The sequence below is a fragment of the Spirochaetota bacterium genome (assembly GCA_017999915.1).
GTDB lineage: Bacteria > Spirochaetota > UBA4802 > UBA4802 > UBA5550 > RBG-16-49-21.
Map to the genome: position 1 here is coordinate 22,768 of JAGNKX010000016.1, position 21,622 is coordinate 44,389.

20 protein-coding genes are annotated in these 21,622 nt (G+C 55.6%); 6 read left to right on the plus strand and 14 right to left on the minus strand.

From position 1 onward, the window contains the following. Window positions 1-7 precede the first annotated feature (7 nt). From KA369_19900 to KA369_19915, 4 genes are all read left to right on the plus strand, one after another. Window positions 8-1,210 carry an acyl-CoA dehydrogenase family protein gene (locus KA369_19900; protein MBP7738249.1) on the plus strand — a complete coding sequence of 401 codons (1,203 nt, stop codon included), beginning with the start codon at window positions 8-10 and terminating at the stop codon, window positions 1,208-1,210. A 78-nt stretch (window positions 1,211-1,288) separates the two neighbouring features. Then, window positions 1,289-2,452 carry a 3-hydroxyacyl-CoA dehydrogenase family protein gene (locus KA369_19905; GenBank protein ID MBP7738250.1) on the plus strand — a complete coding sequence of 388 codons (1,164 nt, stop codon included), beginning with the start codon at window positions 1,289-1,291 and terminating at the stop codon, window positions 2,450-2,452. A gap of 69 nt (window positions 2,453-2,521) precedes the next feature. Further along, entirely contained in the window at window positions 2,522-3,292 is a 771-nt protein-coding gene (locus KA369_19910; protein MBP7738251.1) for an enoyl-CoA hydratase/isomerase family protein, read from the plus strand. Window positions 3,293-3,333: 41 nt separating this feature from the next. Beyond that, window positions 3,334-5,406: a SpoIIE family protein phosphatase gene (locus KA369_19915; GenBank protein MBP7738252.1), complete on the plus strand. Its 2,073-nt coding sequence runs from the start codon at window positions 3,334-3,336 to the stop codon at window positions 5,404-5,406. 4 nt (window positions 5,407-5,410) lie between these two features. Here KA369_19915 and KA369_19920 read toward each other — a convergent pair whose 3' ends face one another. Next, window positions 5,411-5,992, minus strand: a complete 582-nt coding sequence (locus tag KA369_19920) for a DUF2889 domain-containing protein (GenBank protein MBP7738253.1) — start codon at window positions 5,990-5,992, stop codon at window positions 5,411-5,413. Window positions 5,993-6,230: 238 nt separating this feature from the next. Beyond that, window positions 6,231-7,184, minus strand: coding sequence for a hypothetical protein (locus KA369_19925; GenBank protein ID MBP7738254.1), 954 nt, complete (start codon window positions 7,182-7,184; stop codon window positions 6,231-6,233). 292 nt (window positions 7,185-7,476) lie between these two features. Between KA369_19925 and KA369_19930 the strand changes: the two genes are divergently transcribed. After that, complete coding sequence (locus KA369_19930) at window positions 7,477-9,306, plus strand: Ig-like domain-containing protein (protein ID MBP7738255.1); 1,830 nt, start codon at window positions 7,477-7,479, stop codon at window positions 9,304-9,306. 53 nt (window positions 9,307-9,359) lie between these two features. Here the strand turns inward: KA369_19930 and KA369_19935 are convergent, their stop codons facing one another. From KA369_19935 to KA369_19965, 7 genes are all read right to left on the minus strand, one after another. Then, window positions 9,360-10,508 (minus strand): DegT/DnrJ/EryC1/StrS family aminotransferase, encoded by a 1,149-nt coding sequence (locus KA369_19935; GenBank protein MBP7738256.1) that lies wholly within the window; start codon window positions 10,506-10,508, stop codon window positions 9,360-9,362. A gap of 66 nt (window positions 10,509-10,574) precedes the next feature. Continuing rightward, the gene (locus KA369_19940; protein ID MBP7738257.1) at window positions 10,575-11,705 is read right to left on the minus strand and encodes an NAD-dependent epimerase; all 1,131 of its coding nucleotides are present in this window, start codon (window positions 11,703-11,705) and stop codon (window positions 10,575-10,577) included. A gap of 48 nt (window positions 11,706-11,753) precedes the next feature. After that, window positions 11,754-12,809, minus strand: coding sequence for an NAD-binding protein (locus KA369_19945; protein MBP7738258.1), 1,056 nt, complete (start codon window positions 12,807-12,809; stop codon window positions 11,754-11,756). Then, window positions 12,809-13,408: a thermonuclease family protein gene (locus KA369_19950; protein ID MBP7738259.1), complete on the minus strand. Its 600-nt coding sequence runs from the start codon at window positions 13,406-13,408 to the stop codon at window positions 12,809-12,811. Before KA369_19950 ends, KA369_19945 begins: the two co-directional genes overlap by 1 nt. A gap of 100 nt (window positions 13,409-13,508) precedes the next feature. Then, on the minus strand, window positions 13,509-14,264 hold the full coding sequence (locus tag KA369_19955) for an ATP-binding cassette domain-containing protein (GenBank protein MBP7738260.1): 756 nt from the start codon (window positions 14,262-14,264) through the stop codon (window positions 13,509-13,511). Window position 14,265: 1 nt separating this feature from the next. Further along, window positions 14,266-15,186: a ribosome small subunit-dependent GTPase A gene (gene rsgA, locus KA369_19960; protein MBP7738261.1), complete on the minus strand. Its 921-nt coding sequence runs from the start codon at window positions 15,184-15,186 to the stop codon at window positions 14,266-14,268. A gap of 593 nt (window positions 15,187-15,779) precedes the next feature. Next, window positions 15,780-16,184: a hypothetical protein gene (locus KA369_19965; GenBank protein ID MBP7738262.1), complete on the minus strand. Its 405-nt coding sequence runs from the start codon at window positions 16,182-16,184 to the stop codon at window positions 15,780-15,782. A gap of 250 nt (window positions 16,185-16,434) precedes the next feature. Here KA369_19965 and ilvD point away from each other — a divergent pair, with 250 nt between their 5' ends. After that, window positions 16,435-18,276, plus strand: a complete 1,842-nt coding sequence (gene ilvD / locus KA369_19970) for a dihydroxy-acid dehydratase (protein MBP7738263.1) — start codon at window positions 16,435-16,437, stop codon at window positions 18,274-18,276. Window positions 18,277-18,282: 6 nt separating this feature from the next. On the opposite strand, the gene KA369_19975 is transcribed toward ilvD, so the two are convergent. Genes KA369_19975 through KA369_19995 form a run of 5 tightly spaced genes read right to left on the minus strand, consistent with a single transcriptional unit; the run spans window position 18,283 to window position 21,596 of the window. Beyond that, the gene (locus KA369_19975) at window positions 18,283-18,690 is read right to left on the minus strand and encodes a GtrA family protein (protein ID MBP7738264.1); all 408 of its coding nucleotides are present in this window, start codon (window positions 18,688-18,690) and stop codon (window positions 18,283-18,285) included. Continuing rightward, on the minus strand, window positions 18,687-19,553 hold the full coding sequence (locus KA369_19980) for a decaprenyl-phosphate phosphoribosyltransferase (GenBank protein ID MBP7738265.1): 867 nt from the start codon (window positions 19,551-19,553) through the stop codon (window positions 18,687-18,689). Before KA369_19980 ends, KA369_19975 begins: the two co-directional genes overlap by 4 nt. Then, entirely contained in the window at window positions 19,550-20,146 is a 597-nt protein-coding gene (locus KA369_19985; GenBank protein ID MBP7738266.1) for an HAD-IB family hydrolase, read from the minus strand. The genes KA369_19980 and KA369_19985 overlap by 4 nt, the downstream gene beginning before the upstream one ends. 1 nt (window position 20,147) lies before the next feature. Beyond that, window positions 20,148-21,230, minus strand: a complete 1,083-nt coding sequence (locus tag KA369_19990; protein ID MBP7738267.1) for a DUF362 domain-containing protein — start codon at window positions 21,228-21,230, stop codon at window positions 20,148-20,150. A 12-nt stretch (window positions 21,231-21,242) separates the two neighbouring features. Continuing rightward, a complete protein-coding gene (locus tag KA369_19995) occupies window positions 21,243-21,596 on the minus strand; it encodes an EamA family transporter (GenBank protein ID MBP7738268.1) in 354 nt (117 codons plus the stop codon). Between the last annotated feature and the right edge of the window lie 26 nt (window positions 21,597-21,622).

The window sequence follows — 21,622 nt, forward strand, 5'->3', positions numbered from 1 at the left end:
AACGACAATGATCAATATTGAACCAAACCAGAAAATGATAGAAGTGCGCAACAGCATCAACAACCTGGCCAAGGGCGTGCTCCGGCCGATCGCGCGCAAGTACGACGTGAACGAGCACGAGTTCCCGAAAGAGCTCGAAATGTTCCGCTCCATCAAGATCATGGGCGGATCCAAAAAGAAAAAGAAAGAGGGCGAAGAGCCGAAGAAGGACGACAAGCCGGTTACCAAGAAGCTGGGCACCAACCTGTCCACGGTAATCAGCATAGAAGAAATGTGCTGGGGCGACGCGGGCCTGCTCCTGTCGCTGCCGAACGCGGGCCTGGGCAACGCGGCCATAGCCGCCGTAGCCACGGACGAGCAGATGGAGCGGTTCGGCAACAAGTGGGCCGCCATGGCCATCACCGAGCCGGGATCGGGATCCGACTCGGGATCGATCACGGCCACCGCGAGGCTCGACGGCGACGAGTGGGTGCTGAACGGCGAGAAGATCTTCGTCACCTGCGCGGACCGGTGCGACGTGGTGGTCGTGTGGGCCACGGTCGACAAGAAGGCGGGCAAGTCGGGCATCAAGTCCTTCGTCGTCGAGAAGGACCGCCCCGGCTTCAAGCTGGAGAAGCTTGAGCATAAGCTCGGCATCCGCGCCTCCGACACCGGCACCTTCGTGCTCACGGACTGCCGCATCCCCCGGACCAACCTCCTGGGAAGCGAGGAGGTGAAGACCGCCACCGAGGGATTCAAGGGCGTCATGAAAACCTTCGACAACACCAGGCCCCTGGTCGCGTCCATGGCCCTGGGCATCACCCGGGCCTCCCTCGATTTCACCCGTGAAAGGATCGAGGAGAGCGGCATCGCCCTCGATTACGAAAAGAACCTGAACAACGTCAGCAGCCTCGAGAAGGATTATTACCTGATGGAGGCGAACCTCGAGGCGATGCGGCTTCTCACCTGGCGCGCTGCCTGGATGGCCGACAACGGCGAGTACAATAACCTGGAGGCATCCATGTCAAAGGCCAAGGCCGGGCGGTGGGGCACCCTGATAACGCAGAAATGCTGCGACCTCCTGGGGCCCCTCGGCTACACTCAGGATAACCTCGCGGAAAAATGGATGCGCGACAGCAAGATCATGGACATCTTCGAGGGCACCGGCCAGATACAGCACCTGATCGTGGCGCGGAACATCCTGGAGTATTCCAGCAAACAGCTCAGGTAACATTATTCCGATCCCGCGCCGCCTTCGGCGGCGCGGGATCGATGTTAAATACCATAAAAAAATACAAGGAGCAACAGAATGAACATCAACGATGTAAAAAAAATCGCCGTTCTCGGGTCCGGCGCCATGGGGCACGGCATAGCCCAGGTATGCATCCAGGCCGGCATGGCCGTCGTCATGCGCGACATCAAGCAGGAATTCCTGGATAACGGCGTGGCGAAGATCAAAAAAAGCCTTGATTTCCTCGTCAGCAAGGGGAAGATGTCGGCCGACGACATGAACAAGGCCATGTCGCTGCTGACAACCACCCTCGACACGAAGGAAGCCGTCGCCGACGTACAGGTCGTCATCGAGGCGGTTCCCGAGATCATGGACCTCAAGAAAACCGTTTTCAAGGAAGTGTCCGACGCTTGCAAGGCCGACGCCATCCTGGCGACAAACACCTCCACCATGAGCATCTCCGAGATCGGCAGCGTGGTGAAGAACCCCGAGCGCTTCGTGGGCCTGCACTTCTTCAATCCCGTCAACCGGATGAAGCTCGTCGAGGTCATCTACGGCAACAAGACCAGCGACGCCACCGCGGACCTGATGTGCGAAATATCGAAAAAAATCGAAAAGATCCCGGTCAAGGTCCTGAAAGACCGTCCCGGCTTCATCGTCAACCGGATCAGCGCGCCGAACCAGGCGCTCCTCTCCGCCATCCTCGACGAAGGCAAGACCAAGCCCCAGGAGCTCGACGCGACAATGAAAAAGATGGGAGCCAAAATGGCGCCTTTCGAGACCACCGATTTTGTAGGCCTCGACGTATTCTGCCATACCCTGGATTACTACGCCAAGACCCTTTCCCCGCAGTACAAGCCGGGCAAGTACCTGACCGAAAAAATCGCGAAAAAAGAGCTTGGCATGAAGTCGGGAAAGGGCATTTACGAGTGGAAGGACGGCAAAGCGGTCATCGACACATCAAAGACATCGGAAGACATAACCCCGATACACCTCCTGGCAGTGCAGATCAACGAGGCCGTCAAGGTGTGGAAGGAAGGCCTGGCCAAATCGATACAGGACATCGATGACGGCGTCAAGTACGGCATGAACGCCTTCGCGGGCCCCTTTACCCTGGCGGCGGGCATGCAGCCCCAGCAGCTCACGGACGCCCTGAACATGCTCAGCCAGCGGTTCAATCTGGACATACTGAAACCGGAGCCCGAGATCATCGACGGCTCGTTCAAAACAATAGGCAGATAAAAAGAAAGCGCTATCCGGGCGTATCCGGCTTGACGGATACGCCCGTGTATACTATAAAGGAGGCACACAATGGCAGACGTAGTATTACTCGAACAGAGAGACAGAGTCGCTCTATTAACGATAAACAAGCCGAAGGCGAACCAGCTGAGCGGAGAGGTTTTCGAATCTATCCGCCGGTACCTTGACCCCATCGAGATGGACAAGAACACCCTGGCGGTGGTCATCACCGGCTCGGGCGACAAGATATTCAGCGCCGGCGCGGATCTTTCCAGCGGCTTCGGCGATTTCAACGCGGTGGATTTTCTCAAGCGCGAGCAGGACGTGTGGAACAAGGTCGAATTTTTTCCGAAACCAGTCATAGCGGCGCTTAATGGCCATGCCCTCGGCGGAGGATTTGAGCTCGCCCTGGCCTGCCACTTCCGGTTTTTGAAGAAGGGCGCCCGCGTCGGCCTCACCGAGACCAACCTGGGCATCATGCCGGGCTACGGCGGCTCCCTCAGGCTTCCGCGCATGGTGGGCAAGTCCAAGGCGCTGGAAATGATGTTCCTGGGCAAGCAGGTTGAGGCCGAGGAGGCCCTGGCCCTCGGTCTCGTCGACCGCCTCTGCGAGGAAGGGAAGACCCTCGACGACGCCATCGCCTTCGCCAACGAGCTGGCCAAGCGGCCGCCGCTGTCCGTCAGGTCTATCCTGAAGGTCACGGCCCTGAGCCCGTACGTGTCGCCGGAAATGCACCTGAAGGTGGAGCGCGAGGAACTGGCGAAGCTCTTCACCACCAAGGACATGATGGAAGGCATGACCGCTTTCGCGCAGAAGCGTGAACCGCAATTCAAAGGAGAATAACGGAGATGCCGTCCCGCGCGGAGCGCGGGACGGCCAAACCCATGAAGAAAATTCTTTTCGGAATCATCGCGCTGTTACTAATAGTGGCAGCGCCGCTCAGCGCCGCCCCCCTTACACTGGGTACGGGGGACTCCTACGCGGTTCCCGCCGAAATCATGCGCGATGAAAAAGGCTCTCTCACCTTTGAAGACATCAGGAATTCGGCGTCATTCGTAAAAACGACGAAAAACGCCCTCGGTTTCATCAACGACGTCATCTGGGCGCGCTTCACCGTTGTGGTTCCCGAGGGAAATGAGACCGAATGGTTTCTCGAGATCGGGTACCCGCTGCTGAACAGCATCGACATCTATATCCCCGACGCGAACCATGATTACACGAAGAGACATTTCGGGAACAAGATTCCCTTCGACAAGAGGGACATCAATCATCACAATTTCCTGATCCGGCTGAGCCGGGACCCCGGCACCTATACCTATTATGTCCGGTTCCAGTCGGAAAGCTCCATGAACATACCGATGACCATTCATTCATTGAAGAACGTCATCTCGGACATCAATATCCAGAAAACGATCTTCGGCCTCTTCTACGGCGCCCTGCTGATCATACTGGTCTACAACCTGCTCCTTGCCATCTCGATGAAAGACATCACCTACCTTTCCTACGCGGTCTTTATCGCCGCGCTGGTGCTGGTCTCCCTGGAGCTCAACGGCTACGGGTTCCAGTATATCTGGAAGAACACCATGCTGATAAATGACCTGGTGCCGTTCTTCCTGTTCATGACGAATTTAACCCTGACGATTTTTTCAATTTTGTATATCGACTATCGGCTGCTGCCTAAATATTTCAGGATCACGATGATGGCATATATCGTCACCATCGGCACGAGCCTGATACTGTCCCTCATCCTTCCCTACCACATAAGCATCATGGCAGGGGCGGCCGCCTACCTGCCCGGCATAGCGCTGGTAACGGTGATCGCGATAACGCTGATAATAAAAAAAAGGCGCGAGGCGAACTGGTATGCCATAGCATGGTCGTTCCTCTTCGCCGGCGTCATATTGACCGTGGGGAACCGCTTCGGCGTTCTGCCGAACTCGTTCCTCACGCTGTGGGGCTTCCAGATAGGGACGGTATTCTCCATCGCCCTGTTCTCCCTCGGCCTTGCCGACCGGGTGAACACCCTGAAGAACAACCTTGAGGAGATGAACGTCAACCTGGAAAAAAAGGTCGAGGAGCGCACCAGGGAGCTCTCCCAGGCGAAGACCGAGACCGAGGCGACCATGGAGGAGCTCGAAGCCATCAACGACCAGCTGATCCATTCCAACCGCGACCTCGAGGACTCCCAGATGGTGTACCGGAAGGACATGAACATGGCCGCCTATCTCCAGTCATCACTCCTTCCGAAGAAGCCGCCTCACTCCGATATGTACGATTTCGCCCTCCTGTTTCTCCCCAAGGCGGGCGTATCGGGCGATTTCTATGACTTCTACATGGACGGGGACAGGGTCGTCGGCGTGGGGATCTTCGACGTGTCGGGCCACGGCATCGCCCCGGGACTCCTTACCCTCATGGCGAAATCGATCATTTCCGTGAACTTCATGGAGCACAGGAACGCAAGCCTTGCCACCGTGGTGGAGAACATCAACAGCAAGCTCATAACGGAGATCAAGGACGTGGACAATTACCTGACGGGCGTGATGCTCCGCTTCGACGGCGACCGGATCGAGTACATCAACTGCGCGCACCCGGACGTTATCTGCAAAAAGACCGATATCGACAGGACCGGCAAGGTCCTCGACAAGACGGGAAAGCGCGTCAGCGGGCCTATCCTCGGCATAGATTCACAGGGGGCGATAGACAAGGTGGGATTCGATGAGATTTCCTTCAAGCTGAAACAGGGCGACAGCCTTCTGCTCTATACCGATTCAATGATCGAATCGACTAACTCGGAAGGAAAGGCCTACGGCGAAACCATGATCATGAAATCGCTTCAGAACGCCGGGGGAGAGACAGCCCAGGAAATACTGAACAGCATCATCGGCGATTTTTTCAATTACATCGCCCCCCGCGAGATCACCGACGACCTGACGGTCATCCTCATCAGGAAAAAATAGAGGCTTACCCCTTGCCCGCGGCCCCGATCGTCTCCCGGAGCTTGGCCATGGCCGGGCCATCCTCCCTCCACACGTAGCAGGTGTTGATCAGGGTTTTCATGAAAAATTCGGCCCTCGCCGGGTCAGCCATAAATGAAGCCATTTCCATCGGCTTCTGGGCTCGGCTTGAAAAAATGCCCTGGAGCGCCGCCGGGCCCATGGCGATGACAAGGGTCATCAGGTGGGTGCAGCTCCTGGTTCCTCCCAGGAGCGATTTTATCCTTGCGGAAAAGCCCTTCGTGATCCTCTCGCCCTTGATGACATCGAGGCTCCCCCGCACCGCCGAGCACTCGTCGCGGGGAATGGCGACAAGCTCCAATTCGACGTCCTCAATGGTCAGGCTTGTAATCTCGACCAGGAGGCGCACGATCATGTGATGAATATCGCCGGCGGGTTTCTTCTCCCCCGTGGCGAGATAGTAATCCTTGAGGCGGCGGTCGACAAGGCGTCCCTCCACGACAACCCTGGTGTCGCCGGCGGGATAGGTCGCCATGGTAATCGTCCGTTCGTGGGCCTTTTCACCGGCCAATGCCATGAGTTTGCTCATTGGGTCACCTCTGTTTATTGATCTTGTCATTACGAGGAGCGCAGCGACGAAGTAATCTTGTTATTCTTATATTAGACTTGGTGCATAACTCAATAATCTGTTATATTCCCTCACCCCCCGGCCCCTCTCCCATTGAGAATTAAAGAAAGGAGAGGGGTGCATACAGAGAAGCCCTCTCCTTTTTCCCAAGCTTAATGGGAGAGGGCACGCCTAAGGCGGGGTGAGGGCTCCCAGACATTCATAGTATCTCCTTCAGCGGTGCGTATTTTTTCTCTGAGAGATCGAACTCGAAGTGCCGCCGCTCCCCCTCCTCGTCTATAAAGGAGACGCGAAAGGTGTCCGATATGAAGGCGTTTTTTCCCAGCTCGATGATGCCGTAATCGCGCAGCTGCGTCAGGTAGGTCCGGATGATGCCGAAGGCCATCTTTTGAATGTCCAGGTCGCGATGGTGCTCATGGTCATAGAGGCCCAGGTTCACGTCAGCCACGCGGTACTCTCCCATGCAGGTATCGACGTTGATGCCGGTCTCCACGCCGTAGCGCTGCCAGAAATGCACCGAGTTGAAAAATGCCAGGGTTCCCGCGGCCTCGCCGGACAGGGGATAATGAAAGTCGGTAATCCTCTTCAGATCGGGGTGGTCGATGACCGACATGAGGGGCTGAGCCACGAATTTCTTGATCCGGCCGAGCTCGCGCCAGAAGCTGGCCCGCGCGAAATCATGGCCCCTGAGGAGGGCTCCGCCCAGGGCCAGGACGAAATGCGATCCGAAATAGTTCGGCACCACGTCGGCGTCAAGGAAAACCAGGGCTACCTCCCGGGGATCAAGGCCCTTTGCGGCGGTGCCGCTTATGTGATAGACGGCGCGGCGCATATCGGCCCCCTTCCCCATTTCATCGCCCATGTCGGGGACCCTGCAATCGTTGCAGATCAGGATCTCCGAGCCGTCCCAGGCCTCCCGTGCCTTTCGCTCCGTCTCTTCCTCGGTATTCCCTGAGCGGCGGTGCGATACCAGTATCCCGTCGATAAAATCGCTAAGTTCAGACCTGAGGAGACGTATCTTGTCGTAAATAAGCCGGGCCTCCCGCTCGCCGAAGGTGGAAAAAACAACGATGATCTTCCTATTCCCCTTCAGTTTAAGGAGGTCTTCTTTCCTGAATTCGGAGCATTCATATTGTGTTATGGTCTTCATCATTTCAACGCCTGAGGTTAAACCTCTATTTCATTTTACCGATATTGTCAAGCCCATTCTATTTTAGTCATTTTATAATATATGTTCAATATTTTTCCGCTAAAACTTCTATGAAGCAATCAGATCCACAAAGATATTATTATTTAATGTATTAATACCACTAAAATAACCGATTAATAGTAGTGGAGAGAATCGAGTATCGCAGGGGATGCCACTCTCTCCATTCCAGGGCCCTGCAACACGACCTTCTGCTTCAAGAGAGGGTTTTAGCATTATCGGAAAAGGACATCAGCGTATGAAAACCATCAATGCAGCAGCACTATCGCTCATCTTCATAATTGCCGCTTCCTGCAGCAACACCACGACCGGGAAGGGATCCTCAAGCGAGCCGCTGTTCCTATCTCTTCTCTTAAGCGGCTCATCCGGAACCGGTTCGATCAGGGTCGCTTCAATGGTACCGGCCAACTCATCGACCAGCATAGCCTATGACACGACGGTCACGGCCGTTTTCAACGACGAGGTGAAGTGCTCCACCGTAACGACCCAAACCTTTACCCTGGCGGACGGCACGGCGCCGGTCGCCGGCACGGTATACTGCACCGGTCTCACCGCCATTTTCACGCCATCGACGGCCCTTTCCGCAAACACGCAGTACACGGCGACACTGGCCGGCACCGTGGAGAACCTGAAGGGCGAGGTTATGGGAGAAACCCAGTCCTGGACCTTCACGACCGAGCCGGGCGGGCCGTCGGTAAGCGCCACCACCCCTTCCGCAGGGGCGACGGGTGTTTCCCGGAACGCCGTCATCACGGCCACCTTCAGCGAAGAGGTGAAATGCTCCACGGTCACCTCCTCGAGCTTTACCCTGTCGGACGGCGCCGCCACCGTGGCCGGCACCGTGGCGTGCACCGGCCTCACCGCGATATTCATGCCCGGGACGAGCCTGGCGGCGGGCTCATCCTATACCGCCACCATCACAACGGCCGTGCAGAACCTGGCCGGAAATCCCATAGCCGCGGACCATGCCTGGACCTTCACCACGGGATCGGCGCCGACCCTGGAACAGAAGATGCGCGGCCTGTGGATAATCGGCGGGACCGCGGACCTCACCGGGACATCAGTAATACCGGAGATCGACATGTATGACCCGATGACCGATACATGGTACCCGGACGTTGCCGCCGGGGCATCGGGCACCTATGTGCCGACCGCCTTCAATTCGGCCGCAAGCATGAACGGAAAAATATACGTGATGGGGGGCGCCGTGAATTCAGGGGCGGCCACCTTTGCCGTGGTTGAATACGACATTGCGGCAAACACATGGACGACAAGAACGAACATACAGAATAGCGGAGTGAACACCGCGCTGATGGCCTCCACGGCATACACCTATGCGAACAATATATATCTCATGGGAGGATCAACCACGACCACCACGGCCGGCGTTGCCGCCTATCATCTCAGGTACAATCCCGCGGCCGGCGCATACGGCACCTGGTACAATACGCCCCCCGCCGCGTATACGACGGCGCGGTCCGGCATGGGCTCAGCCTGCATCGGCGGCATAACGTATTACTTTGGCGGAAGGATAGCGGCGGGAACCGGCGTGACGACAAACACGGCTTATACGATAGCGACCAATGCGTATTCCGCGGCATTGACCGCGATAACCGCCCGGGGCGGCATGGCCTATGCGTCCAATTCAGGAACGAACGGCACCTATGTATTCATAGTCGGCGGAGCAACGGCATTTTCAGTCGCCACGGCCTATTTCAGCGCAAATCCCACCTACGTGGCCCAGGCCAACAGCTTCCAGATATTCACTCCCGGGGGCGGCGGCGCCGGCACGGTAACGAACGGCAGATATCACCCCGCCTTCGATGGAGGCACGACAACCGGCATCGTGCACGCCGGCGCGGCAGTGTCCCCCTATAACGGAATTAACGCCGGTGACCCGACCCTTTACGTGTTCGGCGGCCTGCAAAATCAGTCGATCGTGACCAACGAAGTATGGTCGATTACGGCCAACGATACCCTTGGCGGATATCCCACCGCGACCTGGTACGCGAAAACAGCTATGCCCCGCCCACGATTCGGCCATAGCGTCGTCGCTGCGGAACAGTGACGGCACACGAACGGGTGCAGCGCGAAAGGAGTCGGGGAAAAGGGAAGGATTGGCTAACGCCTGTTAGTCTTTATGATGTCAATTACATTCTCGATGACGTAATCGATCTCGGTGTCGGTCATGGCGGGGAATATCGGCAGAGAGAAGGTCCGCTCAAAGACCCAGCGGCTGTTGTCGTAGCCCTCTCCGGTTAAACCGAGGCCGCGGTAGTACGTGAATTCGTACAGGGGGATGAAATGCACGCTCAGGCCTATCCCCCGGTCGCGCATCATCTCGATGAACCGGTCCCTGGTGATGGAAAGCGACTCGATGTTCAAATCAACTGGATATAGGTACCATGAGGTTTCCCGGTCCGGCTTCACGGTGTAGAGGATGAGCCCGTCCAGTCCCCGGAAAGCCTCTGTGTAGCGCCGCGCGACCCGCTTCCTCATTTCCCAGATCTTTTCCGCCTTCCTGAGCTGCTCGATGCCGATGGCGGAGGCGATGTCCGTGGTGTTGTACTTGAACCCGGCCTCTATCACATCATATTGCCAGAAGCTCTTCGAGTTGGCCCTCTGCCACGCGTCGCGATTGATGCCGTGGAGGCGGAGCAGGCGCGCCTTCTTTGCCCAATCGTCATGGTCTGTGCAGAGCATCCCGCCCTCGCCGGTGGTGATGGTCTTGGTGGCGTAAAAGCTGAAGCAGGTGGCGTCGCCGAGGGAGCCGACGGCCCTGCCATGGTACCAGGCGGGCAGGCAGTGCGCCGCGTCCTCGATGACCGCGAGGCCGCGGCTCCGCGCGATTTCCATGATCTCGTCCATGTCGCAGGGCTGTCCCGCGTAATGCACCGGCATGACGGCCCTGGTGCGGTCGGTTATCTTTTCCTCTATTTTATTGACGTCGATCAGGTGGGTCTCCCGCTCGATATCGACCATGACCGGCCGGGCGTTGAAGTAGCGGACCACCTCGGCCGTGGCGGTGAAGGTTATGGCGGGGACCAGCACCTCGTCGCCCTCCCCGAGGCCCATGCAGGCCAGGGCGAGGTGCATCGCGGCGGTGGCGGAATTGACCGATACCGCGTGGCCGCACCCCACGTACTTCTTGAAATCATCCTCGAAGGCCGCGGTCTTGACGCCGGCCGTGAGCCATCCGGCGCGCATCATCTCGGTGACTGCGGCTATTTCATCTTCGGTGATATACGGTTTATGAAAGGGAACATTCATACTTATCTATCGGCAGGGGAGAAGTCTTTGATCTGCAAAATTCGGGACCGTCCTCGAAAATCGGCGTCAACGGCCGTAGTAATCCAGGTACCACGCGACAAAGCGCCCGATCCCGTCGTCAAGGGTCGTTGAAGGGGCATAGCCCATGTCTTTAATGAGATCGGAGACATCGGCATAGGTGGCCACGACATCGCCCGGCTGCATGGGCATCATTTTCATGATCGCCTTTTTCCCCAGCTTCCGCTCGATGGTGTTGATAAAATCAAGGAGCTTTACCGGCGCGCTGTTACCGATATTGTAGATCCGGTAGGGGGCCCTGGAGCCGGCAGGGTCGGGATCGGCGCCATTCCACGAGGGATTCTCCTTCGGCGGACGATCGATCACCCTGACAACGCCCTCCACGATGTCGTCGATATAGGTAAAATCCCTCTGCATGTCGCCGTTGTTGAAGACCTGGATCTCCTTGCCTTCCATGATGGTTTTCGTGAAAAGAATGGGCGCCATGTCCGGCCTGCCCCAGGGACCGTACACGGTGAAAAAACGGAGACCGGTGACGGGGATGCCGAAGAGGCAGCTGTAGGAATGGGCCATCAGCTCGTTCGATTTTTTCGTCGCCCCGTAAAAGCTCACCGGGTGGTCCACGTTGTCGGCCGTGCTGAAGGGCATCTTTTCATTCAGGCCGTACACGGAGGAGCTGCTGGCGAAGGCCAGGTGCTTCACCGCGTGGTGGCGGCACATTTCAAGGATGTTGAGAAAGCCGGTTATGTTCGAATCGACATAGGCGTAGGGGTTCTGGAGCGAATACCGGACGCCGGCCTGGGCCGCCAGGTGGCACACCGCGTCGAAACCCTCCCGCTCGAAGAGCGCCCCAAGGCCGTCGCGGTCAAGAAGGTCCATCAGGATAAAGCGGTACCCCGGCCAGGATTTACTGAGAGCCTCGGAGCCGCGGCGCACGTCCTCTTTGCCGATGCCGGAGGCGGCGAGCCTGCCGTATTTCAGTCCGGTGTCATAGTAATCGTTGATATTGTCGATGCCGACGACTACATCGCCGCGTGCCGCCAGCTTCCCGGCGACATGGAAACCGATAAATCCGGCCGAACCGGTCACGAGAATCTTCAAGGCCCTGTCCTTATTACGAGTGCGTCCCAGGTATTGGCGCGCACCCTGACTTTGTTTCAGCGACCATAGGGAGGGCATGGTGCCGTGTCAAGAGAAAAAAGCCGCGCCCCTTCGCGCAGGCGGGTCCTATATCTCCACCCGGCTAACGCGCCGCTCGCCCACCATGACGGCCCGGTCGGTCTTCATCACCGGATCATCCGCCGAACAGCCGAGGAGCGGGACGCCGTCCCGCATGAGGCCGATCACCGAGAATCTATTCTCCAGGCCCCACAGCACGAGCTCCCGGTATTTCCAATCCTTCATCTTCCTGATGTCAACGAAATAGATCTGGCTCCCCTCGCGGTTGCTCATGAGATCCTCGAGGATGTTCTTCAGGCCCGGGTCCTGGAGCTCCTGTATGATGAGGTTGGCGGCGAACTGCGAGACGCAGATGACGCTGTTGCACCCCGCCAGCTCGAACTGCCGTATCTTCTGCGGATCGAGGACCTCCGCGATGGTGAATATATCGGGATTGAGCTTTTCGATGACCAGCGTGGTGACCAGGTTCTGGTCGTCGGAATGGGGATCGCTCCGATCCCTGGAAAGGATGATGGCGTTGCTGGCCTTCTCCAGATTGGCCTGCCTGAGCGTCGCCTCTTCGGTGGGATTGCCCCTGACGAAATGGACCCCCTCCTCATGGAGGCGCTGGGGAATCGTTTCAAGCTTTTCATCGATGAGGCATATCTCCTTTTCCCTGGTGGAGGGATCGAGCCTGAGCTCCTCGATGATGTTCATGATCTCATCAAGCCTGCTGAAGTTAACGATGATGACGTGGTTGTTGGATTTTACGGTGAGCATGCCCTGGAGCCTCCTCGATTGTGATTCTATGAGATTGGACGCGACCTCGGATATGATAAACCCGAGGAAGCCGATGCCGAAGACCATGGTCGGGACGCCGACCAGGTACCGCCCGCCGGCGGAGACGGGAAAATAATCGCCGTAACCGACCGTGGCCATGGTGACCAGCGTCCACCAGAGGGCGTCAAGCCATCCCAGGTCAGGCTTTTTCGGCAATTCGAAGAAGAGGTATCCCGACGTGGAATACCATATAAGGCAGAGGAATATCAGCGCCACCTTTCCCTTGTTCCCCAGGGTCGTGGAGATGCCTCTTTTCCTGAAGAGAAGCCACAGCACTCTGAACATCACTTAACCTCCTTCTTCCGGCGATTGTGATCCCAGACCTTTTTCAATACCCGGGACCTAATCACGATACCGGTGTCGCCCCAGAGCCCGGCCTTCCCCCGTTCCGCTGCTGATTCCGCCGCGAGATACGCATCCATCCTCGGGAAGGGATATTTCGAATACACGAGGCATATTCCCTTTGAAACCATCTCATATCCGACATCGGCGCTGTTCATCTGCACAAAGGCAAGGACCCTCCTGTTCTCATCCTGCCGGAACTTGTCAAACTGCAGCTCGACCTCCCTGTTGAGCACCGTATTCTCCAGGTAGTTCATCGCCGCCCTTCCCTGGCCCTGGGTCAGGGTATCATTGGCGGTGGCGTCGAAGGACCATATGCCGAGGATACGCACGATGAACCGGGCCTCCCCCATGTTCACCGAGATCTCGTCGCCGTCGATGATGGCGGCGACCGTCACCTTACGGCCCGAAGGGAACTCGGCCGGTCCCCCGGGATCGCTGAGCCTGTTCTTGAAGGTGATCACATTGACCGTAAAAAACACAGAGGTGCCGATAAACACCAGGGTTACCAGCCAGAATACACCGCTCAGGGATGGTCGCATAATTATACTCCTTGCGCTGCTTTAATCCGCATTATGACGGTCCTTGTAATGAGGCGCGGCCTGCGCAAGCATATGCCTGTCGGACCCTCACTCTGACACCTTAAAAAATATCGATGGGCCCCTCGATATCCCCATCTATGAACTGCCGCGCATACGAATCAGTCCTTGAAAAAAAAGCCGTGCCGTCTCCCTCGACAACGATCTTTCCGTTGTAAAGGAGGACGATGGAATCGGCCACCTTCCGGGCCACCGTGGCGTCGTGGGTGACGATAATGGACGTCGTGTTCAGGGCGCTCTTTATTTCCAGGATCAGGTCGGCGATGGAATCCGAGAGTATCGGGTCAAGGCCGGCGGTGGGGTCGTCGAAAAAGATGATGTTGGGATCGAGGCAGATGGCCCGTGCCAGGCCCACGCGCTTCTGCATCCCGCCGGAGAGCTCTGAGATGAGCTTCCCTTCGCTTCCCCTCAGGCCGACCCGCGCCAGGGAGTTCACCACCAGTGTCCGGATCGAATCTTCGCCGACGTGCATCCTCCGGAGCCCGAAGGCCACGTTATCAAAGACGTTCATCGAATCGAAGAGCCCGCCCTTCTGGAACACGTAAGCGATGCGGAACCTCCGGGTTTCACCGGTAATGCTCTGGAAACGGTCGCGGTACAGCTCGCGGATATCGGTCCCGTTTATTTCCACGGTGCCAGAGTAATCGATCAGGCCGGAGAGGGCCTTCAGAATCACCGACTTGCCGCAGCCGTTCTTTCCCATCAGGACCAGCGTCGCCCCTTCAGGGACGAAAAAATCGATCCCGTCAATAATGGTTTTGCCGTCGAAGACGATGCGAAGGTCCTTTACTCTGATCATGTCATCGATACCTGTTCGCGTAATACTCCTTCAGGGTCGCGAGGATATTGAGGTAGGATATATAGCGATCCTCGCTGATTTTTCCCTTTTCCACCCGCTTCTTGACCTCACAGCCCGGCTCATGCTCATGGGTGCAGGGGCTGAAACCGCACTTGCGCGCATACTTGCCGAATTCCATGAAATATATCCCCAGCTCGTTTGGCTCGATATCCATGAGCCCGAACTCCCTCAGGCCCGGCGTATCGATGATCCGCGTGTCCCCTTCAAGGCGGAACATCTCCACGTTGGTGGTGGTATGGCGTCCCTTGCCGGTGTGCTCTGACACCTCCGTCGTTCGCAGATCAAGGCCCGGATAGATACCGTTAAGAATGCTGGTCTTCCCCACCCCGGAATTACCGATAAGTATGGAAAGCCTGCCTGTAAGGGCGGATTTAAGGTCATCAAGGCCCTTACCGGTCACTGCGCTCGTCAAAATCAGCGGCAGTTTATAACCCTGGTAATATTCTTCAATTATTTCTGTCTCATCATCGGCAAGATCCAATTTGTTTACACAGAGCAAAACCGGTATCCCCTCCTTGATTCCCCTCACCAGGAGACGGTCCACAAAACGCAGGTTGAGGCGCGGCTTTCCGAAACTCTGGATCACCACGATCTGGTCAATGTTGGCTGCGATAAGGTCATCACGGTCGCTATCCTTGTATTTCCTTGTAAAAACATTTCTTCGGTCATGAACATGTTCGATGGCCCCGCTGCCGTCATTATCCATTTTAAAATCAACGAGATCCCCTACGGAGACTGCCTCAGAGTATTTTTCAAGGCGTTTATCCTTCCTCAACCTGCCCCGAAGCGTGCTGTTTATCCTTTGTCCGTTATATTCTACAGTATAAAACCTGCCGAAGATCTTAATTACTGTTCCAGTCAAAAGAGCCCCCTGATAGTACAAATTGCATATATTGACAATTATTTTTTTTTGTATATTTTAATATGAATTATCTTCATGGGAATTTCTCATTTTAGATCAATAATAATATCAGATGCATCAAATCAGGTCAACGAAGAAATATTTAGAGGCAAGGTGTCAGAGTACAAGAGAATAGAAGATTTTTATGAGGGTGTCAGAGTAAAATAATCCGCAAAATAAACCCTCCTTGGTAAGATTATAATATTAGGATTATTAAGATAGATCTAACAGTTTCCTGAAAAACTCCCTCCCTGGAGTTTTTCAGGGTCGGTTTTACGAAGTGAATTCGTAAAACCTCACATTTTTCTCGGCTAATACCTCGAAAAATGACGATACATCCATATATCGTTTAGCAGTTTGCTGTTTTTCAGCAAACTGCTAATCAGAAAAAATATTATTATAAAAAAAATGTTAAAGGTTTAGATGATTAATGCCGAAGAAATAAATACAAGTTGATATATGGTAATTCCCTCCCGATTTTGCCATATTGTAGACTTGGCACTGCGTTTTAGGAGAAGGCAGGATAGCCGCCCAGCTATTCTGCTTTCTCTTTTTTACTCCTTAACATTTTCAGGTACTTTTTCCAGAACTACCGGCTTAAAACCTTTCAGTTCCCCGATTATCTGGCCAAGATTTCCAACATTCTGGATAACAAATGTAACATAATATTCCATACCCTCATGCAGATTCAGCATATCAGATGCTATGCGCTTTTTTAAAAACCGGTCAGATATATCAAACTCGATATCATGATTTTTTTTATCGTAAAATGTAATTTTTTCAAAAATCTTATCTAAATGTTTCAATTTCAGGTGAAGCGTAATAGTTTTCGATTTGTAATTATGAATATTTTTAGCAATCACGCTTAGCAGATTGTTTTTTTCATCGGTTTCATTTATATTTTGGGGAAAACCATTAATCGAAAAAAACAACAATAGAATCAGGACAATTCTTTTCATATACGGCATCCTAATATTTAATATAAGATGATTTATCTGCATCTTAAATATTACGAAATCATTATCAACAAGGTGTCAGAGTAAATTCATTCTTTTCATTTTTTATCAATGTATCAGAATAGTAATTAAAATCAATAGAAATTTCCATATGAAAAGAAAATGGCGTCAGAGAAAAAAATATTTATTAACTCTTGACATGCAAAACCTCCCTCAAATCATTATCATCCAACAAAACAATAGGGGAAAAACAATGTCGCAGCCACTACGCAGTTCCTTCAGCACTCAGGGCAGAAAAATGGCCGGCGCCAGGAGCCTCTGGCGCGCCAATGGCATGAAAGAATCGCACTTCGGGAAACCGATCATCGCCATCGCGAACTCATTCACGCAGTTCGTACCGGGCCACGTGCACCTTCACGAGATCGGACAAAAGATGAAAGCGCTCATCGAGCAGAAAGGCTGTTTCGCCGCTGAATTCAACACCATCGCCATCGACGACGGCATAGCCATGGGACATTCCGGCATGCTCTATTCCCTGCCGTCCCGGGACCTCATCGCGGACAGCGTCGAATACATGTGCAACGCCCACATGGCCGACGCCCTGGTCTGCATCTGCAACTGCGACAAGATCATCCCCGGCATGCTGATGGCTTCAATGCGCCTCGATATACCGACCATTGTCGTGTCCGGCGGCCCCATGGAATCGGGTCAGTTCAAGGGGAAAAAAGTCGACCTCATCGACGCCATGGTGATGGCCGCGGACCCCACGGTCCCAGATGGAGATATTGAAGAGCTGGAACAGCTCGCCTGCCCCACCTGCGGGTCCTGCTCCGGCATGTTCACCGCCAACTCGATGAACTGCCTTACGGAGGCCCTGGGTCTGGCCCTGCCGGGCAACGGCACCGTCCTGGCAACCCATGTAAATAGAATGAAAATGTTCGAACGCGCGGCGGCGCGCATCGTCGAAATGGCGGACCGGTATTACAACAACGGTGACGATTCGGTTCTCCCCCGATCCATCGCCACCCGCGCTGCCTTCATGAACGCCATGTCCCTGGACATCGCCATGGGCGGCTCCACCAACACCGTGCTGCACCTCCTGGCGATCGCCGAAGCGGCGGGGGTCGACTTCACCATGAAGGATATCGACCTGCTTTCCCGCAAGGTCCCCAATCTCTGCAAGGTCGCCCCCAGCTCCGCCTACCACGTGGAGGACGTGAACCGCGCCGGCGGCATCATGTCCATCATGGGAGAACTGGACCGGGCCGGCCTCATCGATACGTCGGTAAAGCGCGTCGACGCGAAAAATCTCGGCGAGACACTGACCACCCATGACATCATGCGCGAAACCGTAACCGGGGAAGCCGTCGGCCTCTACTCGAGCGCACCGGCCCACAGGGGACGGAACCTGGTGATGGGGTCGCAGGACACAAAATACGGTGAGCTCGACAGAGACCGCGCCGGCGGCTGCATCCGCGACATCGACCACTGCTATAACAAGGACGGAGGCCTGGCGGTCCTCCATGGCAACATCGCCCGTGACGGCGCCATCGTTAAGACCGCCGGAGTGGATCCGGGCATTTTCACCTTCAGCGGCCCCGCGAAGGTATTCTACTCGCAGGAAGAGGCCTGCGACGGCATCCTCGGCGGTAAAGTGAAGGCCGGCGATGTCGTCGTAATACGCTATGAGGGGCCCCGGGGCGGCCCCGGCATGCAGGAGATGCTCTATCCCACTTCATACCTCAAGTCCATGAACCTGGGAAAATCGTGCGCCCTCATCACGGACGGCCGCTTCTCCGGCGGAACCGCCGGACTATCCATTGGCCACGTGTCTCCGGAAGCCGCGGCCGGAGGGGCCATAGCCCTGGTCCGCGACGGGGACATCATCGAGATCGATATCCCCGGCAGGAAATTGAATGTTAAGCTTTCCGATAGCGAGCTGGCTCAGCGCGATAGCGAGGAAAAAAAGAAGGAGGGGGACGCTTTCAAGCCAGTTAGCCGCGACAGGAAGATTACCGGCGCCCTCAGGACCTATGCGCTCCACGTATCGTCGGCCGACCGGGGCGCCGTGCGCCTTGTCCCCGGTGACAAGTGATAGCCGTCAATCGAGCTTCCAGTCGCGAAACACGAAGCGCTTGTCCAGGTTGTACTTGGTGATATAACCGATGGTCAATCCCACCACGGCGCCCAGGTACTTCGCCTCGGGGAACGTGAAGAGATGATTGAACAACAGCTCCGACCCCCAGAAGATGGCGGTGGTGAAGACCCCCATGAACGTGTACACGAGGAACTTGAACAGGTCGTCCCTGGCGCCGTCCGTCTGATGATAAAAGATGAACCTCTTGTCGAGGATATACTTTATCACGAGCCCCACCATTGTTCCCGCCGCCATGGCGGCATAGAGGCTGAAGGGCCCGGTGTATGCGTGCATGGTCAGGTACTGGGTCCCGATATTAGCGACCGTGGCGATCCCGGCAAAGATGGCGTATTTAACGGCAAGGTAGATCATAGGTATATCAGCACCCAGAATGATATTATCCAGCCGACGATAACCAGCTGGAGAAAATGGTCCTTTAAAAGCGTCTTCGTCGGGGAGCCCGTGCTGTTGAACACCATCGTCTGCTGCAGATAGCGCAGCACGCCCAGGATCACCCATATGACCGTCAGGTATATCTTGTCGCCGTGGTTCCGGCTCAGGATCACCGGCGATATGGTATACATGATGTAGGATATGACGATCACGGCGCTCATGATTATCATGGAGACATTGAGGAACTCCATGTTATATCCGTCGATCACCTTGCGGGCCTTTTCCCCCTTTTCCAGATAGAGCAAGACGTCTTCACGGCGCTTGGCGAAGGCGAGGAACAGCGCGAGAAGGAAGGTCATAATGATGATCCACATGGACAGCTGCACTCCCGAGGCAGCGGACCCGATAAAAAGCCGGAGAACGAAACCGATGGCGATGACCATGACATCGATAATGGCCACATGCTTCAGCGCCACCGTGTAGAGAATGTTCACGACGATGTAGACAAGGACAATGGCCAGGATAGCCGGGTCGACCGCAAAGGAGCCGGCGAGACCGGCTGCGGCGAGGAAGCCCGTCAGTACCAGGGCCGTTTTCTTGGAAACAGCGCCCGATGCCAGGGGGCGGTCCTTTTTTACCGGGTGCTTCCGGTCGTCCTCGCAGTCAAAATAATCGTTGAAGATATACACGGCGCTGGCCGTGAGGCAGAAGGCCAGGAAGGCGGCCGCGGTTTTTAAAAGAATCGGAAGATTCGTGATCTGCAGCCCGAAAAAGACCGGGAGAAAGATAAAGAGATTCTTCACATACTGATGGATTCTCAGGAGAGAAACATAGTGTTTCATCCGGCAACCTTCACCCAGTTATAGTATTGTTCATGTGCCAGGGAAAGCATATCGGCGTCGCCCCGGGTGTTGCCGTAGGCGTAAATATATTCATATTCGTCCAGGTTGACCGCCTCGCGAATGCGCCGCACCTTCTCCGGCCCCTGGCAGTTGGCCCCGTCGATCCGTCCCGTTAGCTTCCCCTGCGCGGATTCCAGGCGGGTGGCGATGATCCCGATGCCGTAACGCCCGCACCATTCCCTCATCCAGGTCTCCACCGAGGCGGATACAACGATGATGCGGTGTCCGCCGGTCCTGTGCCATTCGATACGCTCGCGGGCCTGTCCCATGATGATATGGTCGAGCCGCTCCCGGGAATAGCGCTCTCCCACCTTTTCGAATCTCTCGATGCTCCACCCCTTGAAGAAATGACGGAACACCGCCTCCTTCGCCTTACAGTTGGGTATCTTTTTCAGAACATAGAGAACAAGAACCGGGCCCAGGACAATCAGGCCGGCGGCGCACCGCGCGGCGCCGAACGTGAAGAGAAGAAAATCGAACAGGCTGTCCCGCGTCGTTATGGTGCCGTCAAAGTCAAAGAGGGCGAGGCGCATCTCAGTAACTCTCCCAGAGCCTTCCCCAGGGACTTTCCTTCTTCCAGGTTTCGAGGACCTTTTTTCCCTTCAGGTTCCACCATATCCGGTCATGGTAAAAGGCCGACGCGAATATAAACAGGTACACCAGGGGCGTGTGGAACATCAGCTTCTGGAGCGCCTTGAGGGGCCCGAACCAGAAGAGGTCGCCGAAGGTGCTGGCGAAGTTGTCGCCCACGGAAAAATTCAGATTCACCTTCGAGATGTCCTCGCCCACGATCTCGATGTCGCGGGGATTGCCGTTGCCGAGGCCCTCCTCGACGGCCAGGCGGATGAAGTCGAGCTTCATCGGGTCAAAGCCCATGATCTTTGCGGCCACCGCGTCGATGGCCACCTGGTCGCCCGATGCGAGGATGTAATCGGCCTGGACCGGCTGAAGAGTCCGGGGGCCCGGGCCGTTGCCGGCGGAAGTCCCGTCCATGACTGCGAAAATGCCCGGGTGGATCTCCTTCTGTATCTTGAGCAGATCGACCAGCGTTTCATGGATCCACGAGTGGGTGTAATGGCGCTTCGTGCTCAGGAGGCCGCCGAAGGCGTTCTTCATGGAGCCGGTCGTCGTGGTGTAGATATGGCACTTCATCGTGGGCAGGTGGATGATGTTCTTGCCGATGAAATAATCCGGTATCATGACGCCCTCGGGATATATCTTCGGGAGAACCCGCAGCTTCGCCTTGGGGTTGTACACGATCCATTTCATATCGGCCGGATTGAAGTTATACCTGATGGGAATGCCATACTTGTCGAAGACCACGTCGAACTTATTGAGCTTCTCGCCGTGCTTCGGCTTGGTGACGACGGTCTTGTTCTCCACGGCCACGATGTCTTTAAAGCCCATGTTCTTCAGGGCCTTGATGGTGCCCTCGAGCTGCCAGGGTGTGGAATTGGCGCTCGGCATCGGCAGGTGCCATGAAATATTATCTTTAAGAATGACAGGCGTGTTCTTCTGCAGTATTTTCTGCGCGTCCGCCAGCTTCAATGCCTTCTCGTAGTCGGCAAGGACCTTTTCCGGTTTTGTTTTGATTATAACGACTTTTGACTTTTTCATATATTCCTCGAATCAACCATTCTTTGTCATATTCAATACCACTATGCCCGCCACGGTGAGCAAAATCCCTATCCACCTCATCATGGTGACCTTCTCCCCGAGAACGAGCACCGCCAGGACCGCCGTGACCACGTATCCGAGACCCACCATGGGCCGGGCGTAGCTGAGGTCGAATTTCGTCAGGATCCGGAGCCAGATCAGGAAGCTCAGGCCGTAGGAGATGAATCCGAGCCATAGGTTGTAATTCATCGCCAGGGCCAGGTAAAAATCAATCATCTGCACCCGGTCCCTTACGCTGTCCGTGGCCAGCTTGAAAAAGAGCTGCCCCAGGGCGCCTAAGAATATGGATAATAAAAGCCAGAACATGTTACAGAACACCCGTTATTGCGATC

What these genes read in the sequence shown, in the direction of transcription:
- KA369_19900 (MBP7738249.1), top strand. Translation starts at nt 8, where the DNA reads ATGATCAATATTGAACCAAACCAGAAAATGATAGAAGTGCGCAACAGC.
- KA369_19905 (MBP7738250.1), top strand. Translation starts at nt 1,289, where the DNA reads ATGAACATCAACGATGTAAAAAAAATCGCCGTTCTCGGGTCCGGCGCC.
- KA369_19910 (MBP7738251.1), top strand. Translation starts at nt 2,522, where the DNA reads ATGGCAGACGTAGTATTACTCGAACAGAGAGACAGAGTCGCTCTATTA.
- KA369_19915 (MBP7738252.1), top strand. Translation starts at nt 3,334, where the DNA reads ATGAAGAAAATTCTTTTCGGAATCATCGCGCTGTTACTAATAGTGGCA.
- KA369_19920 (MBP7738253.1), bottom strand. Translation starts at nt 5,992, where the DNA reads ATGAGCAAACTCATGGCATTGGCCGGTGAAAAGGCCCACGAACGGACG.
- KA369_19925 (MBP7738254.1), bottom strand. Translation starts at nt 7,184, where the DNA reads ATGATGAAGACCATAACACAATATGAATGCTCCGAATTCAGGAAAGAA.
- KA369_19930 (MBP7738255.1), top strand. Translation starts at nt 7,477, where the DNA reads ATGAAAACCATCAATGCAGCAGCACTATCGCTCATCTTCATAATTGCC.
- KA369_19935 (MBP7738256.1), bottom strand. Translation starts at nt 10,508, where the DNA reads ATGAATGTTCCCTTTCATAAACCGTATATCACCGAAGATGAAATAGCC.
- KA369_19940 (MBP7738257.1), bottom strand. Translation starts at nt 11,705, where the DNA reads ATGCCCTCCCTATGGTCGCTGAAACAAAGTCAGGGTGCGCGCCAATAC.
- KA369_19945 (MBP7738258.1), bottom strand. Translation starts at nt 12,809, where the DNA reads ATGTTCAGAGTGCTGTGGCTTCTCTTCAGGAAAAGAGGCATCTCCACG.
- KA369_19950 (MBP7738259.1), bottom strand. Translation starts at nt 13,408, where the DNA reads ATGCGACCATCCCTGAGCGGTGTATTCTGGCTGGTAACCCTGGTGTTT.
- KA369_19955 (MBP7738260.1), bottom strand. Translation starts at nt 14,264, where the DNA reads ATGATCAGAGTAAAGGACCTTCGCATCGTCTTCGACGGCAAAACCATT.
- KA369_19965 (MBP7738262.1), bottom strand. Translation starts at nt 16,184, where the DNA reads ATGAAAAGAATTGTCCTGATTCTATTGTTGTTTTTTTCGATTAATGGT.
- ilvD (MBP7738263.1), top strand. Translation starts at nt 16,435, where the DNA reads ATGTCGCAGCCACTACGCAGTTCCTTCAGCACTCAGGGCAGAAAAATG.
- KA369_19975 (MBP7738264.1), bottom strand. Translation starts at nt 18,690, where the DNA reads ATGATCTACCTTGCCGTTAAATACGCCATCTTTGCCGGGATCGCCACG.
- KA369_19980 (MBP7738265.1), bottom strand. Translation starts at nt 19,553, where the DNA reads ATGAAACACTATGTTTCTCTCCTGAGAATCCATCAGTATGTGAAGAAT.
- KA369_19985 (MBP7738266.1), bottom strand. Translation starts at nt 20,146, where the DNA reads ATGCGCCTCGCCCTCTTTGACTTTGACGGCACCATAACGACGCGGGAC.
- KA369_19990 (MBP7738267.1), bottom strand. Translation starts at nt 21,230, where the DNA reads ATGAAAAAGTCAAAAGTCGTTATAATCAAAACAAAACCGGAAAAGGTC.
- KA369_19995 (MBP7738268.1), bottom strand. Translation starts at nt 21,596, where the DNA reads ATGTTCTGGCTTTTATTATCCATATTCTTAGGCGCCCTGGGGCAGCTC.